This is a genomic window from Sinobaca qinghaiensis, from assembly GCF_003610495.1.
GTDB classification, from domain to species: Bacteria; Bacillota; Bacilli; order Bacillales; family Marinococcaceae; genus Sinobaca; species Sinobaca qinghaiensis.
On the sequence record NZ_RAPK01000011.1, the window covers coordinates 224020 to 238922 of the forward strand.

Genomic DNA, 14903 nt, shown 5'->3' on the forward strand with positions numbered 1-14903 from the left:
CCTCCTTTAATAAGTGGCGATAAAGCAATGTTAAATGTTTAGTATGATATGAACCACAGCTTGTTTATACTAGTAAGATTACTACTAGGATAAAATCCTGATAGGAGGTACAACTTCGTGCAATCCACTGTTCATTCGAAAGTATTCGGCGAGTATTTAAAGTCCAGGAGAGAACGAGTACAGCTAGATAAAGCCGACGTTGAAATCAATCGAAAAAGACGTAGGACACCGGGCCTGCGCCGGGAGGAAGTGGCATATTTAAGCCATATAAGTGTGACGTATTACACCTTATTAGAACAAGGAAAAAATATTCAGCCTTCACGGGACATTCTATTAAATATAAGTCGGGCATTGCAGTTAAATTCTGATGAAAAGGAGCACCTTTTTACGTTAGCTTACAATGATAATGAAGCACTCCTGCCTGTTGATAAACAATATCAAACGTCTTTGCAAGCTACAGTGGATGAGTTTCCGTTTCCTTCTTTTATTACAAATCAGAGGTCAAAAATCATATACTGGAATGAAGAAGCAGAGACAAAACTTTTTCCATTTTCCTCTTATAATGAGCGGCACTTACTTCAACTGTTGTTTCTAGAAAAAAATTTCCGGGAGCGTATATATAACATAGAGGAATTTTCAGCTTATTCGGTTGCTGTCTGGAGAACTATTTATGAACGGTTTCCAGAGGGTGAAATTTTAAATCATCTTTTAACAAAGCTAAAAGAACAAAGCCAGGTCTTTAAAAACCTATGGGAAATACATCATATCGAGCAAAAAAAGGTTAGTTTTATTTCTATAAGAGATGACCAAAACCAAATTACACAATACCGTATTCACTCTTCTATGCGAGTAGACGGGGATGAAGATTTAAATTGGTGTACCTATATTCCAATTTCTTAACATATTAAGATTTAACTTAATGCAATTCTTTTTTCTCTAATTGAATTAGCATGTAACTTCAAGTAGTTACACTACATGTGATGGACCCTTTTATATGTATTCCTCACTTATTTTCTTTTCCTATTTTATATTTTCATCTTTTCTGTCCTTTCTAAGGTTACGATGAAGGATCAAACGAAAGAAAAGATCTTACACCTCTCTCCTTTGGTAACGATATTTCTTCAATGCCGTATAAGTCACTAATTCCAAAAAGGGAATCATAAAATAATATTGAGCGGAAGTGGTGGATAATTCGTTCCACTTTTCCTTAAAATATATATCAAGCTTTGGCCAATTTGCAGCCAGATCTTTATAGGAATTTAGGATAACCTGTGCCGAAGGATCTTCATGGATAAGAGATCTCTCTATTCGATTCTGATAGGCCAGAGACTGCTCTCCGTCCCGGATAATAGAAAACACCGTATAGGATTGAATGATATCATCCTCTTTTGATTCCACATAATGGGAACCAATAAAGTAATTAGATGTTTCCTGCGTTCCAGCGTACGTCATCGACTCATCATCGTTTGTTTCATTTGCAGCCTCATCTGTGCTTTCACTGCTGGTATCCTCCTCCATTTCATAAGAAATTACTTCAACTTATATAGGAACTTTAATATAATATGAATATAGAAAGATTTTTCAGAATTGTTCTTAAACTAGCGTGCAGCGGTTGAACAAATCAAGTTTTTGTAAAAATGAAGGGGGAGTAAAAGATGAAAAATAATCGTTTTGAAGCTATTTATAAACAGGGCGCAATAGAACAGTTCAAAGTTATTCGTGATAATGAGACAGGGGTTCTGTACTTGCTGAATGGTAATGCTACTGGGGGCGGGTTAACTGTCATGGTTGACCAGGAAGGAAATCCATTAATAGATGAAGATTTTCAAAAACAGTAATGGATGAGTCAGCCTGCCATCATATCAATTTTTTTGATCGTATAAATTTCTTCTATTAACAAGGATTTAAAAGAATGAAATGGGGCTGGCCATTATTGGGACAGCCCCTTTCGTATATAAAAAAAGAAAGAGATTATCCTTTAATGATATGGTTAATTCATTAAAAGACAATATGTTGTTATCTGGTGTAAGTGGCTTTCCTTTATCTATATCTGTGATTGTCATGCCAAGTCGAACAAAATACGAGCATCCGGCACATTCCCATACGTAATGTCATTCATCGTGCCTCTGGCTTTTCGAAACGTCTGTACATCCTCTCTTCGTACACACACCTAAACGCCGGATAAGATGTTCTGTCTCTATGGTAGAGGCACTATCTACAGCATGAACATGCACCAGCAGCTTGGTGATTCTCTTATAAGCCTGGATATCAAGTTCTCTAATGGACTCAGCCTAAATAATAATTTCTGACGTCCCTTCTTCTACCTCTAAAAGGACCTGTTTCCAAAACACACGGGCTGCTTTTCTATTCTCTTCTTAATTTTTATTTTGCTTACATAATATCTCAATACATTGGTATCTACTACATACGTTTTCTTTAATCCAACGTCCGTCATACAGCCTTCATGGGCCTTTTATTCTTCCAGGATGGTTTTTATCATATGGATATTATCTTGTTTGATAGCGTCTTGTTTGCGCAGCAAATTTTCCAGGTTTTGACTGCCTGGGAACTGTTCGGTATGGATCATCCATTGGCCTTTATTCCCCATCTGTCTTTTTGCTTCAATATCTCCTTTTCAATAAAAAAAGCGCTATTTTTTGTTTCTCAACAATAAAAGACCGGAAAACCTCACGAGGTTTTCCGGTCCTTTATTTACGTTAGACGAACAGGAAGCCCCGTGAGTCCGCGCATGAGTATGCCCGGGCGCCATTCCAGGTCAGAAACAGCCGTATCTAGCTGCAGCCCAGGGAAGTGTTCCAACAGCGTATGCACGGCAACTTCGGCTTCCACTCTGGCAAGCGGTGCCCCGAGACAGAAGTGAATGCCTTTGCCGAAAGCAAGGTGTTTGCTCTGTCTGCGGGTGATATCGAAAACGTCCGGATCCTCAAATGCCTCCGGGTCGCGGTTGGCCGCATCGAGAGCCACGAGCACATGGTCCCCTTTGTGAATCGTTTTCCCTTGAAGTTCCAGCGTTTCAGCAGCCCAGCGGTCGGTGCTGAATTCGACCGGCCCCTCGAAACGGAGCATTTCTTCAATGGCCGGGCGAATGAGTTCTGGCTGCTGCTGTAACATGCGCATCTGCTCTGGGTGAGTCATCAAAGCAAACAGGCCGTTGGCAATGAGGTTTACCGTCGTTTCATGACCGGCGATAATTAACAGCGAAACGACGCCGTAAAGTTCCTGCTCGGAGAGACGGTCCCCTGCTTCCTCGGCCTGGATGAGCTTGCTGATCATGTCATCCTTTGGGTGTTCCCGCCTAGTAGCTATCCATTCCTGGAGATAAGTGGTGAATTCCTCGATATGCTGCTGAACTTTTTTAGCTTTGCCCGGATCATTGGATGCTTCGACGAGGGTGTTGGACCAGGTGCGGAATTTATCCCTGTCTTCACTTGGAACGCCGAGCATTTCGCAAATAACAATGATAGGGAGCGGAAAAGCAAAATCATCGATCAGATCTATCCGGGAGCGGCCCTGCATATCATCGATCAGTTCATTTGTTATTTCTGTAATCCTGCCCCGGAGCTCTTCGATCATTTTCGGTGTAAACGTCTGCTGAACGAGGCCGCGCAGTCGTTTATGATCTGGTGGATCTGCAAAAAGCATGTTTTGGGAAAAAATATTTTGCTGCGCTTCGGCACGTTCTTTTTCATCTAAAAAAACAGTGAAATCCTTAATGAAACGTGGGTCTTTCAATACAGCGACAGCGTCCTTATACCGAGTGACGATCCAGGCGTAATGACCCTCGGGCATCAAGACCCGGTGCACGGGATCGTGCTGCTGGAGAGAATGAAAGGCGGGGTACGGATCCTGTTTAAAGGCATGAGTAAATAAGTCGACTTCCCTGCTGTTGAAATCATTATCCATTATGATCGACTCCTTTGTAGTAGGCTTTAAAAGAAAAGACACCCAGATGTTCTAAGAAACACAGGCAGGTTAATTATACTCTCTTTTTTCGAAAGCCTCATCATAGTTGTGTGAAGAAGAAACCATTAAAATATAGGAAAATTCATTCTTTATAGAAATATAGCAAATTATAATCTATCATGAATGGAATTGTAAACGGAATGACCTTGAATGCATCTCCAAATAGACACGTGGCTGCAGAAGGGCCTGGTGGCATTTCAATTGTAGCTGACGACGCTGATACCGAAAAGAGACCGCACAAAACTTCCTTACACTTCATTATTTTTACGAAAAAATCAACACTATTCTTTATTTATTAGGTCATTCACCAAATAAAACATCAAAAATAGTTCTTTAGATCTAAAAAAATAGTGACATTTTAACTAATTACTTGTAACATTAATATTTGGAAAGAGATTAACATATTTAAAAATGAAGGGAGGAAAAGAGAATGGAGGAGAACATAAATCCAATAGAAGAAACAAAAGATACGAATATTAAACCAAGCCGCGTAATGAAATGGTCGTTCGGTGGTTTAGAAGCATTTTTAGGCATACCTATTTTAGGGGGCCTTGTTATTATCAGTCTGGCATGGGTGCCCCTTGCGATGATGCTGGTTTTACATATTATCGGCCTTGTATTTGCTAATAAAGAAAACAGAAGTAAAACCGGGCATATTTTAGGAATATTGGCTTCTGCACTTGGATGGATTCCAGGTGTCGGTATGGTACTGCATATTTTAGCAGCTATTTTCTTACTAATTGAAGCAGGTAAAAACAATTAATCAAAACCCATGCTGACAAATTCAATCGTTTGGACTGACCTGAATATCGCCCTGCGACAGCTTATGGTGTGGTATTTAAATAAAAAAGGAGAGCAAATGCTGCGCGAATCAGCACTTTCTTTCCTTTTTTTGTTTATGATAAAAGTAAAAAAGCGAATCAGGACTAATCCTGGTTCGCTTTTTTTCATTCTAATTTTTTACGCTATTTCTTGTGGTGCTCTGTTTTACTTATGACTTGGCTTCCTCTGCTGTTTTATTTTTCAAAAATAAATGTTCGCCAACAAATATTAATACAATAAATACGATAGAAAAAGCTACAATTAACCAGTCGGTATTCAATTTCACCCATGTGAAAGCCGCCAGTACTATGGCGTCCAAAATCAGTGCGGTTAATACAATTCCAGGGTTTGCATTAACTTTTTTACGTAAATGCTTATAAACACCCCAGTGTACAATCATATCCATTACAAGATATAGAATAACCCCTACAGAAGCGATCCTGGTCAAATCGAAAACCACTGTTAGAATCATCGCCAGCACTATTGTGTATACAAGTGTGTGTGTTTGGATTTTTCCAGGCATTCCAAAATGCTTGTGAGGAATTAACTCCATATCAGTCAGCATAGCGAGCATTCGTGAAACAGCAAAAACGCTGGCAATAATACCGGAAATGGTTGCTATAATAGCAATAGCAACAGTAAACCATACCCCGTAATTACCAAATGCAGGTCTGGCTGCTTCAGCAAGTGAATAGTTCTTGGCTTCAATAATGCTGCTGAGCGGTAAATTACTGGAAACGGCCCATGCTACAAGCAAATAAACAACGAGGCTTATTAAAATGGTCACGATTATTGCTCTTCCAACATTTTTCTTTGGCTTTACAATCTCTGAGCCGCTATTAGTAATTGTTGTAAAACCTTTAAATGAAAGAATTGTTAACGCCACAGCAGCAATCATACTAGCCCACGTAGAGTCAGGTGTCCTGCTTCCTCCTTCAGCAGGAATAACAGAAAATCCAGCTACCCATAATCCTCCCATTGCAAAAACGACCAAACCTATAATTTTCAAAAGGGAAATAATGGACGTAAACGTTTGTATAAAATTGTTGCCGGAAACATTCACTATAAAGGCAAATAAAAGCAATCCCACACCAAGAGCAGGAACAAGAAAACTTCCCTCCTCAATATTAAATATCTGCAACGTATACGTACCAAAAGTGCGGGCGACTAAACTCTGATTAATTACCATCGATACGGCCATCAGCATAGCAGCTGAAGCCGTCAAGGTCCCTTTCCCGTAAGCTTTCACCAGAAACATCCCTATTCCACCGGCTGAAGGATATTCATTGCTCATTTTTATATAAGAATAGGCACTAAACCCCGTTACTATTCCGCCTGCTATAAACATAAGCGGAAACCATGTTCCTGCTAATTCTGCAATCTGCCCCAGCAGCGCAAATATTCCCGCACTTATCATAACGCCTGTTCCAAGACCTATCGCTCCCGTAAGCGAAAGACTATTTTTTTCGTATTCTCCCACAGATCTCACTCCTTAGATACAATCTGTTTATTTCACCTGCTCGTAAATTTATAAGCTTTCCTTTCTTCAATTTTAGGTTACTTTCTTTCTTTACCCTATAATTGTGAAGAAAGTATGTAGCTGAGACTTTCATATATGATAAAACAGCTTATTTTCCTATGTCACATTTTATCTGTGAAGGTGTATCATTACCTGCTTGACCTTTAAGCGGGTTTAGGAGAACATACGAAAGAGAATCCACCCGTTTATAGTAAATAAAATTTCTCAAAGTAAAAAATAGAAAGGAAGAGGCTTCATTAATGATGCAGACTTTACTCACTCATATTCCCTCGACTTTATTACATCTTATCGCTGGAGCCTTACTTATGGATACCTTTTTCAAAGGCCGGAAATATCCTTTCTTGAAACGTCTTTCTATAATGGCTTATGGAGGACTGCTTGTCATTACTTTGGATATCCCAAAACTATTTGGTTTTATTTTTACGCATTCCTTGTTTTTCCTTCCCGTTCTTAGTTTTGGATTAGCTCTCTTAACGAAAAGATTTATCGTATCTACTTTAATGAAAAATTGGGCTTTTATCATACTTATTCTGCTAATAGGCGGCATAGCGATAGATTTCTTCGGAAATGGCGCTCATTTATGGTACCCTCTGTCCGAAAAAAATGTTTCTTTTTCTATCATTCAGCGGGAGTGGGTTCTGCTCGTTATTTTAATATTAATCTTTATGTTCCGCCTTATACCATTCAATAGATAAATGAAAGATTTTGACTTCCAGTTATTTTTTAAAGAACGAACGGATAATGCGGCAATGTATGAATGTGTTGCACTTTGCCGGAGGAAAGTTTATATTATGTAAGATTGATTGAAATGCCATAGACAAAAGGGGAAGATATATATTTCATTTGAATGGTGGAGTACACTAAGTAATGTCTTTTTTTTATTAAATATTCTATTAGCCCTCTCTATTCTTTTTATTGAACGAAAATCTGCTACTTCTACATGGGCTTGGATTATGCTTCTTTTTTTTCTGCCGGTTATAGGATTTATATTGTATTTATTCTTTGGTAAGCCACTTAGCAGAAAGAAACTAAAGCCTCAGCATATATACTCCAATTCCAACATTCAAAAGCATTCAGCTGCGCAGCTAAATGAAATCGATAAAGGAAGTTTTGCCCGTTCTCCTCTTATAGAAGAAATGCAGGATAGTATCCGCATGCATTTAAAAGGCAACGAGGCTGTATTAACAATGAACAATACAATTCAAATATATACTGATGGCGATGAGAAGTTTCAGGCATTATTTCATGACATAGAAAATGCCTCCTATCATATTCATCTTCAATATTTCATCGTACAAGATGATAAAATTGGAAATCAATTAATGAACCTATTAACACATAAAGCAAAGCAGGGAGTTAGTGTGTTATTTCTTTATGACGATGTAGGCTCGAAGTCGTTATCCGCTGATTTTTTTACTGAGTTTTTGCAGTCTGGAGGAAAAGCGGAATCTTTGCTGTCTTCTAAAATTCCCTTCTTTAATTTACGCTTTAACTATAGAAACCATCGAAAATCAGCGGTCGTGGACGGAATGATTGGTTATATTGGCGGGTTTAATGTTGGGGACGAATACGTAGACGGCCATAAAAAACTTGGTTATTGGAGAGATACTCATTTACGGGTCGAAGGAGAAAGTGTTCACGCTTTACAGAACCAATTTCTAATGGATTGGAACCAGGCTTCTCAACAACATCCCATAAAATATGACGAGACTTACTTTCCTTCTCCGACAGGTAGAGAAACAGAAACGGCGATACAAATAGTAGCAAGCGGACCTCTTACCTCCTATGATCATATCAAAACAGGATATTTGAAATTGATTACCCGTGCTAAAAAGTCTATTTATATCCAAACTCCTTATTTCATACCTGATGATTCTATTTTAAAAGCCCTTTCTATGGCAGTACTTAGTGGCGTGGATGTTCGAATTATGATCCCAGACAAACCTGATCATTTATTTGTACGACCGGCCAATATGGCATTTGTTCATGAGCTTTTAGCGGTAGGAGCAAAGGTGTACCAGTATTCCAATGGCTTTCTTCATGCTAAAACGTTAATTATTGATCAAAAGGCGTTTTCTATTGGATCAGCTAATATGGACGTGCGAAGTTTTTCGTTAAATTTCGAAGCAAATGCTTTTATTTATGATCGGGAAACCGCCGAGAAAATGGCTCGTATTTTCTTCCGGGATGTGAACGTTTCAGAGGAATTTACGATGGATTTTTTTGAGTCTCTTTCTTTTTATGCACGAATCAAAAAAAGGATAGCAAGGCTTATCGCTCCTCTTTTATAGAAGGTTTATAACCCCAAGAATCTGGGGACCGCCCCTTTTCTTTTCAGAATATGACTCTTTCAACCCCTTGCCCACAAAAAAATGCCAAGAAAGAAAACTTTCTCGACAGTCTGATAAAGACCACTTTTTGGGTGGTCTTTTCCTGGTTTTTATTTACTATCAATTCAATTTTAACAAGTTGTTTCCTGTATCATTGTCGAAACTTGTTTTGTGATAATTTCCATAATATTTTATTTTTTGAGAAGAAGACGATGTGTTTTTTCGTTGTCCCTCCGGACAGCCATTCCTTGTAAATATATACCTCTGACACTAACAGCTGCCGGAAATGCGGGAAGTCACCACAAAAATATGAGACTGTTTATTCCTAAACGCGCTCGTATATATCAGGGGCCCGGTTTTCCTTTATTTAGTTAGTTGCGCGTCGGCGGAAAAGCAGAAACGTTCCTGTTATGAATATAATAACACCTAGAAGCATCGCTGCAGGATAAAAAGTCGAGGTGGCTGGAAGCGGACCACCGTCCTCCCCTATAGTAACCGGTATTTCCAGTTCGTCCATTCGGCTGCCGTCATCCGCACTTTCACTGAATATAATGACGGTAAGATCACGTGTTTCTCCTTCGTCCAGCTGGGCTACGTCGATTTCCAGATCAAATTCTCCCCAATCCGGGCCGGCTGTGGTGGCGGTCGTAAATCCTTCGTCTATTTCCCTGCCATCTTCTTCTACCACATACGATACCGTTGCTTCGAATACCCTGGCTTCTCCTTCAATCAAAATAGTGCTACCATCACTTTCCACACTATGAATGCGGAAGGAATCATTTTCATACATTGTTTCTGTCGCAGCGCCTGCCGGTAATACAAAAAGAGAACAGATGAACAGTACCATTACTGTGAGCAGTAATTTATTCATTATGGATCCTCCTCGTAAGGAAGAACCGTGCCCCTGCTTCCTATTTTACTCTAATATTACTTCCATTACATAAAATTTTTGTCATTTCTTCCTTTATTAATTCCCAAGATAATACTTTGTAATACATGACCATACCAAGCTTTATAATCATCGCTGATTCCATGCTGTAACAGCCAAATAAAGTTTCATGTTACCTTACCGCTTGAAAAGACAATAATTAACCCAAGAATGATATACATCGTATGGCGATTGGAATCAACCGTTTTCAGCCGGAACATAATGACAAAGAACTCATGAGATGAGATTAGAAACTAAAAACCACCAGATGTATAATCTGGAGTGGTTTCTCTGTCTTTATTTATGAGGGAGACCTATTTATTTCTTTAACGTGATTACTTATTATCGCAACAGAAAAACCACCATTCAGATTCTCTCTGAATGGTGGTTTTTATAGCAGATTTCTTTTATATTGTTATTCCACGGAAGAAGCAATCTTATTTAAAGAAGCCTGAACTGCAGATTTATCTTCATTACTATAAAACGATGCCAACAGCTCATAACAGGTTCCCAGATCGACTAAATAACAGTCGTGTGTGCTCGTATCGTACACGAAATGATTCAGCTCTTCTCCTTTAGAACCGTCCAACACTTTGTATTGTTCCAAATCAAATAACTCGCGCATGCCACCCTGAGCCAAGTCCATAAATTCTTCTCTAGAGATTTTTCTCAATGCTGTAAATTCTTTTTGTACGCTCATATGCAGCCTCCTGTATATTGTTAAAATTGATCATTTAAAAGATTTTCTTTATGATCTCAGATTTTACATGTTATCACAAATCCACCTGCGAGAATATTATTTCAACTTCCCACAAATAATCATTCACTATTACTTCTCATGGTTATGTTTTTTTAGATTCATTTCGATTAAACTGTATCCGCTTGAAATAATAATGATACCGGCTACTAAAAGAAACACATGATACATAATGCTCACCATACTGTATGAGCGGCGCATTGAAAAACCTCCTAATAGTTTACAAACTGTACTTGTAAGGATAACAAAAAAATACTCGATTTTCAGGATACTTTCTTAGAAACCCCTGCATATTTAAAACCGCCCAGATGTATAATCTGCAGCGGTTTCAAGGTTTTTTACATTATTTCATTTACAGTTTAAATTTCTCTACTTCTGCGTTTAGTTGACCGGCCACCCTGCTTAGATCTTCCGAATGGTTGGAAAGCTCTTCCATGGAGCTGCTCGTCTGTTGAACAGAAGCGGCTGTTTGCTCCACTCCTGCCGCCGACTCTTCTGAAATAGAAGCTATTTCTTCAATCGAGGCATTGATTTCCTGGCTGCTGGAGGAAATTGCAGCCAGATTCTGCGTAACCAATTGAAGATTACCGGCCATTTCCTGAATTGCTGTATTAATCGTATGGAAAGTTTCTCCTGTATTTTGAATCTGAGATGTGCCCGTTTCTACCTCTTTATAGCCGGCCTGAAGGGAGGCAGCAACCGATGAGGATTCATTTTGGATTCCTTCTACAATGCCGGTAATGTCTGAGACGGAAGCGGAAACCTGTTCAGACAGCTTGCGGACTTCATCGGCAACTACGGCAAACCCGCGTCCTTGTTCGCCAGCCCGGGCTGCTTCAATAGCAGCATTTAAAGCAAGCAGATTGGTCTGGTTGGCAATATCGTTAATAACAGAGACTAATTTAGAAATCTCTTGGGATTGCTGATCAAGACCTTCTACTTTTACAGCTGCATTTTTTACGATGGCATCAATTTTCTTCATCTGATCGACAGAAGTATCCATCATCCCCCTGCCTTCATCCGTAATAGATAAAATATGGCCGGAAGCTTTATGGACATCTTCTCCCTTTGCATAGGCATCAGACACCATATTAGTGAAATCACCCATTAAAGAAGCAATATTGCTCGCATTAGTAGCCTGAGCTTCGGCACCGGAAGCAAGCTCTTCCATCGTAACGGCTACCTGCTGTGAGCCCGCTTTTACTTCATTAGCAGAATGAGTTAGATTCTGACTTTGACCTGAAACATTTGTCGACATTGTTTGAATTTGAGTAAGCAGACGGGCCATATTGCTATTCATTTGATTGGCTGCAATCACAAGCTTTCCTGTTTCATCCCGGGACGTCGTTTCCATCGGCTTTTGGCTTAAATCACCTTCGGCAATAGACTGCATGTGACGCATAACATGCTTAATCGGCGCCGAAATTGTATGGGCCATAAAGAAAGCTATACCAATACCGGAAAGAATGACCAAAAGGGAAATAATCATACTCGTCGTCATTAAACTTCTGCCGCTTTCAAGCGCATTTTCTCCTGTTGATGTAATCAATTCTTCACTTTCTAAAGCCGTATTTTCAAAACCGGCCATAGCTTCACGGGATAGAGGTGTTGCCGTAGTTGATAGTATTTGCCGGGCTTCCTCTTCGTTCCCGCCATCATAAGCTGGAAACACTTCAGCTGTGATAATTTGTTCCCATTCCATGCTTTGCTCTATTAGTGATTTCAATTCGGGTGACGAATCGCTGGCTAGAAGTTCTTCTTCTATCGCTACACTCTTTTCCGTATACTCTGCAAATCTCGTTTTAAATTCCTCATCCCCGGACAAAACATAGCCACGAGCCTGGGCTGTTCGCTGCGCCATATTTATAGCAAGAGTTTCTTTTCCAAGCAGTCTCGGCATCTGTTCCTCAACTATCCTTTCGAGCTCTGCGTTTGCCTTGCTTGTAGCATAAAAATTGTACACTCCAAGTATAGTTACTAAAACGATAAGACACATAAAACCTGTTAAAACTTTGGCACGCAGGCTTTTAAAATTAAACCACTTTTTCATTCCGTACACTCCTCTAATCATTTAATAGGGCTCGACAGATCAATAAAACATATATCTATTATATTTATCGTCGTATTAAAGACTATTTACATAGGTCATTATTACTTCTAAAAGGGTGAATCGCAGCAGAAAAACCACCATTCAGATTTTCTCTGGATAGTGGTTTAATAATTATCTATGATCGTATATCCGGTATTAAAATTCTCTATTATAAAACGTTAAAAAAAGCAGAGTTAATCTTATGCCCCTTATTGAATTACTGTTACATACTGTTGTTGTATACCATCCCTATCGGGCTTCTGCAAACACCCATGGGAATACCTCTATCGTTTAACATTGCTTTGATGTTTACAACAGGATTCCCATCATAAACCTGTTCCATTAATACTTGTACTGCTTCGCTTTCCTGCGTTGACATGGTTTGATTTGTCAGCATTTTGTTAAACCACTGGTTAATTTCCTCAGGATTAACATTGCCGGCCATGGAAGAAAGCCGGTTATATCCGCAGCCTACCTTTTCCACTAAATCTACTTCTCCACCTGCATAAAAGTAGAAATCCTCTCTTTGGATAACGCTTCTCAGCCGCTTTACTTTTACTTTATCACCTGCTTCTTTTATTCCGACCACTCTATTCAGCCTGCTTAATTGAATGATACTTTCCTCTGTCAGGTCAAATCCTGTTCTATTGGGATTATTATATAAAATTGCTGGTTTCTTGCCAGCCGCAACAATTCTTTCGGTGTACAATACAGCTTCCTGCTGGGAAGGCACGACGTACGGCGGATACCCAATCATTATACCTGCCAGTCTAGTCGAACCGATTTTCTCAGCTAACAGTTCCGCCTCTTTCAGCCTGATGGAGGCTGCTCCAAAAATGATCTCCATATTGCTGATAAGCTCTTCTTCCGATTCCAAAGCATCTATTATTTCCAGTTTTTCCTGAAGGGTCATACTATGCTGTTCGCCGGTCGTTCCAGAGACCAGAATAGACTTTACACCCTGTTGATATATATGTTTAATGTGGCTTATGGTCCCCTGCACATTTAACGACTCATCTTCGTAAAAAGCAGTAGGGACCGCCACGTGGAATGATTCAGTTAACATAGGTTTCCCTCCTCTCTTTTTGATTGTTTATCTGATCGTGCTGCCAGCGTCACTTGATAGAGCCGTTTTGGCAGCCTTCCTTCCTCCCATTCAAGTTTCTCAATAAACGTATACCCATCTGCGAGCATATCTATCTTCTTTTGATCAAAAAAATGAACGATAAATCCATTTACTTCGTACAGATCTTCTCCGTGGTGAATGCCTGTTCCGTAATGCGGGTCGCCTGCATGTCTCACAGTGTAGATATTATAGCCTCCGGGGCGCAGGACATGCAGGATATGACTGCTCACTTCTTTTAATTCTTCTGTAGTCATTGCCATGCAGTAGAGCATATGAGAATAACAGGCGTCTATGGATTGGGCAGCTACTGGAAACGGCTCGCGCACATCGTGCCGGGTTACAGTAATTAGAGAGCTGAGGCCGTGGTCGGCTGCCTGCTTCTGAATGGATTCGATGCCTTCTTTTGTGTATTCCAATGCGTGAACATGGAAGCCGTTTTGTGCGAAATATAAGGTATCTCTTCCCTGGCCGGCGCCCAATTCCATAATGTGCGTGTACCCTTTTGTTTTAAATAGTTCTGCTGCCCGAACGGCAGCGGCGCTTGGTGCCCCGCCGAACTTTTCTTTGTTTTCGGCATATACTTTCTCCCAGTGCAGGTGCTGATTATTCAGCGCTTTATCCTTCATCAGAAATACCCTTTCTTCGGTTATCGCTGTGACCTGAGAAAAACCAGCGGAGTGCCTTTTTTTCCAGGTTTTTAACGAATGCATCTTTTCCGTTTATGTAGGATTCCATATCTTCCGGAAACTGCCGGGCCAGTTTTTCTTTTACATTTCCATAATGAACAGCTTCGTCAGAATAGGCCCGAAGAAAATCTCTTACCGCTACGTGACGATCAATCTCAGTATAATTGTCCGCCTGAAATACATGAATATGATGGGTTCTTTCTTCCTGTCCCTTTCTAAAAAACCGCCTTTCTTTTATACCAAACTCTCCGAGGGCTTCATAGCCTATCTCCCTCATTTGATTGTTATACCTGTCAATACGTTCAATTTTCTTTACCACAGGCATCATATCTATAATAGGTTTGGCTTTTAGTCCATCTACGGAGGTACTGCCTATATGATAAATATTCGTTAGTTCATCTCCAAAAATAGCTTGAAGCCGCTGCGCTTCCTGTTTAAATATAGTTTTCCATTTCTCCTGATAGTTTACTACATTGACTTTCATATTGTTTCCTTCATCACCTTTCCGTCTCGATTCATAAGCTTAACCCTGCTTACCTCCACTGCGCTGTTTATTTCATACACTCCCACCGTCATATCACTTTCTTTATTACCTTCTATATATAGCTGACGAAGAATCTATGTTCTTGATCTGCGTCAAG

15 protein-coding genes are annotated in these 14903 nt (G+C 39.8%); 5 read left to right on the plus strand and 10 right to left on the minus strand.

Translation table 11 applies throughout. The features are described 5' to 3' along the window. Positions 1–117 precede the first annotated feature (117 nt). Positions 118–900: an MmyB family transcriptional regulator gene (locus ATL39_RS15180; protein ID WP_120194216.1), complete on the plus strand. Its 783-nt coding sequence runs from the start codon at positions 118–120 to the stop codon at positions 898–900. A 189-nt stretch (positions 901–1089) separates the two neighbouring features. On the opposite strand, the gene ATL39_RS15185 is transcribed toward ATL39_RS15180, so the two are convergent. After that, positions 1090–1518 (minus strand): hypothetical protein, encoded by a 429-nt coding sequence (locus ATL39_RS15185; RefSeq protein ID WP_120194217.1) that lies wholly within the window; start codon positions 1516–1518, stop codon positions 1090–1092. Between the two features lie 137 nt (positions 1519–1655). On the opposite strand from ATL39_RS15185, the gene ATL39_RS15190 reads away from it, so the two are divergent. Beyond that, entirely contained in the window at positions 1656–1838 is a 183-nt protein-coding gene (locus ATL39_RS15190; protein ID WP_120194218.1) for a DUF6440 family protein, read from the plus strand. A gap of 874 nt (positions 1839–2712) precedes the next feature. Here ATL39_RS15190 and ATL39_RS15195 read toward each other — a convergent pair. Then, a complete protein-coding gene (locus ATL39_RS15195) occupies positions 2713–3924 on the minus strand; it encodes a cytochrome P450 family protein (RefSeq protein ID WP_120194219.1) in 1212 nt (403 codons plus the stop codon). A 490-nt stretch (positions 3925–4414) separates the two neighbouring features. Here ATL39_RS15195 and ATL39_RS15200 point away from each other — a divergent pair, with 490 nt between their 5' ends. After that, entirely contained in the window at positions 4415–4747 is a 333-nt protein-coding gene (locus ATL39_RS15200) for a hypothetical protein (RefSeq protein ID WP_120194220.1), read from the plus strand. A gap of 228 nt (positions 4748–4975) precedes the next feature. Here ATL39_RS15200 and ATL39_RS15210 read toward each other — a convergent pair whose 3' ends face one another. Beyond that, positions 4976–6286 carry an APC family permease gene (locus ATL39_RS15210; RefSeq protein ID WP_120194222.1) on the minus strand — a complete coding sequence of 437 codons (1311 nt, stop codon included), beginning with the start codon at positions 6284–6286 and terminating at the stop codon, positions 4976–4978. A 299-nt stretch (positions 6287–6585) separates the two neighbouring features. Between ATL39_RS15210 and ATL39_RS15215 the strand changes: the two genes are divergently transcribed. Further along, complete coding sequence (locus ATL39_RS15215; RefSeq protein ID WP_120194223.1) at positions 6586–7041, plus strand: hypothetical protein; 456 nt, start codon at positions 6586–6588, stop codon at positions 7039–7041. Between the two features lie 108 nt (positions 7042–7149). Next, positions 7150–8637 (plus strand): cardiolipin synthase, encoded by a 1488-nt coding sequence (cls, locus tag ATL39_RS15220; RefSeq protein WP_342768792.1) that lies wholly within the window; start codon positions 7150–7152, stop codon positions 8635–8637. Between the two features lie 406 nt (positions 8638–9043). Here cls and ATL39_RS15225 read toward each other — a convergent pair whose 3' ends face one another. The 7 genes from ATL39_RS15225 to ATL39_RS15250 all read right to left on the minus strand — a co-directional run bounded on the left by ATL39_RS15225 (position 9044) and on the right by ATL39_RS15250 (position 14746). Continuing rightward, positions 9044–9547, minus strand: a complete 504-nt coding sequence (locus tag ATL39_RS15225; RefSeq protein WP_120194224.1) for a Gmad2 immunoglobulin-like domain-containing protein — start codon at positions 9545–9547, stop codon at positions 9044–9046. A 472-nt stretch (positions 9548–10019) separates the two neighbouring features. After that, positions 10020–10304, minus strand: coding sequence for a hypothetical protein (locus tag ATL39_RS15230; protein WP_120194225.1), 285 nt, complete (start codon positions 10302–10304; stop codon positions 10020–10022). A 129-nt stretch (positions 10305–10433) separates the two neighbouring features. Continuing rightward, entirely contained in the window at positions 10434–10562 is a 129-nt protein-coding gene (locus tag ATL39_RS17650) for a hypothetical protein (protein WP_281270899.1), read from the minus strand. A 151-nt stretch (positions 10563–10713) separates the two neighbouring features. Then, entirely contained in the window at positions 10714–12411 is a 1698-nt protein-coding gene (locus tag ATL39_RS15235; protein WP_170146957.1) for a methyl-accepting chemotaxis protein, read from the minus strand. A 262-nt stretch (positions 12412–12673) separates the two neighbouring features. Then, positions 12674–13516, minus strand: coding sequence for a dihydrodipicolinate synthase family protein (locus ATL39_RS15240; RefSeq protein WP_120194227.1), 843 nt, complete (start codon positions 13514–13516; stop codon positions 12674–12676). Continuing rightward, positions 13510–14202, minus strand: a complete 693-nt coding sequence (locus ATL39_RS15245) for a class I SAM-dependent methyltransferase (RefSeq protein WP_120194228.1) — start codon at positions 14200–14202, stop codon at positions 13510–13512. Before ATL39_RS15245 ends, ATL39_RS15240 begins: the two co-directional genes overlap by 7 nt. Beyond that, positions 14192–14746 carry a GrpB family protein gene (locus tag ATL39_RS15250; RefSeq protein ID WP_120194229.1) on the minus strand — a complete coding sequence of 185 codons (555 nt, stop codon included), beginning with the start codon at positions 14744–14746 and terminating at the stop codon, positions 14192–14194. The genes ATL39_RS15245 and ATL39_RS15250 overlap by 11 nt, the downstream gene beginning before the upstream one ends. Positions 14747–14903 lie beyond the last annotated feature (157 nt).

Excerpts from the sequence above, each read along its gene's own strand:
- ATL39_RS15185 (WP_120194217.1), bottom strand. The coding sequence starts at position 1,518 with ATGGAGGAGGATACCAGCAGTGAAAGCACAGATGAGGCTGCAAATGAA.
- ATL39_RS15190 (WP_120194218.1), top strand. The coding sequence starts at position 1,656 with ATGAAAAATAATCGTTTTGAAGCTATTTATAAACAGGGCGCAATAGAA.
- ATL39_RS15195 (WP_120194219.1), bottom strand. The coding sequence starts at position 3,924 with ATGGATAATGATTTCAACAGCAGGGAAGTCGACTTATTTACTCATGCC.
- ATL39_RS15200 (WP_120194220.1), top strand. The coding sequence starts at position 4,415 with ATGGAGGAGAACATAAATCCAATAGAAGAAACAAAAGATACGAATATT.
- ATL39_RS15215 (WP_120194223.1), top strand. The coding sequence starts at position 6,586 with ATGATGCAGACTTTACTCACTCATATTCCCTCGACTTTATTACATCTT.
- ATL39_RS15225 (WP_120194224.1), bottom strand. The coding sequence starts at position 9,547 with ATGAATAAATTACTGCTCACAGTAATGGTACTGTTCATCTGTTCTCTT.
- ATL39_RS15230 (WP_120194225.1), bottom strand. The coding sequence starts at position 10,304 with ATGAGCGTACAAAAAGAATTTACAGCATTGAGAAAAATCTCTAGAGAA.
- ATL39_RS17650 (WP_281270899.1), bottom strand. The coding sequence starts at position 10,562 with ATGCGCCGCTCATACAGTATGGTGAGCATTATGTATCATGTGTTTCTT.
- ATL39_RS15235 (WP_170146957.1), bottom strand. The coding sequence starts at position 12,411 with ATGAAAAAGTGGTTTAATTTTAAAAGCCTGCGTGCCAAAGTTTTAACA.
- ATL39_RS15240 (WP_120194227.1), bottom strand. The coding sequence starts at position 13,516 with ATGTTAACTGAATCATTCCACGTGGCGGTCCCTACTGCTTTTTACGAA.
- ATL39_RS15245 (WP_120194228.1), bottom strand. The coding sequence starts at position 14,202 with ATGAAGGATAAAGCGCTGAATAATCAGCACCTGCACTGGGAGAAAGTA.
- ATL39_RS15250 (WP_120194229.1), bottom strand. The coding sequence starts at position 14,746 with ATGAAAGTCAATGTAGTAAACTATCAGGAGAAATGGAAAACTATATTT.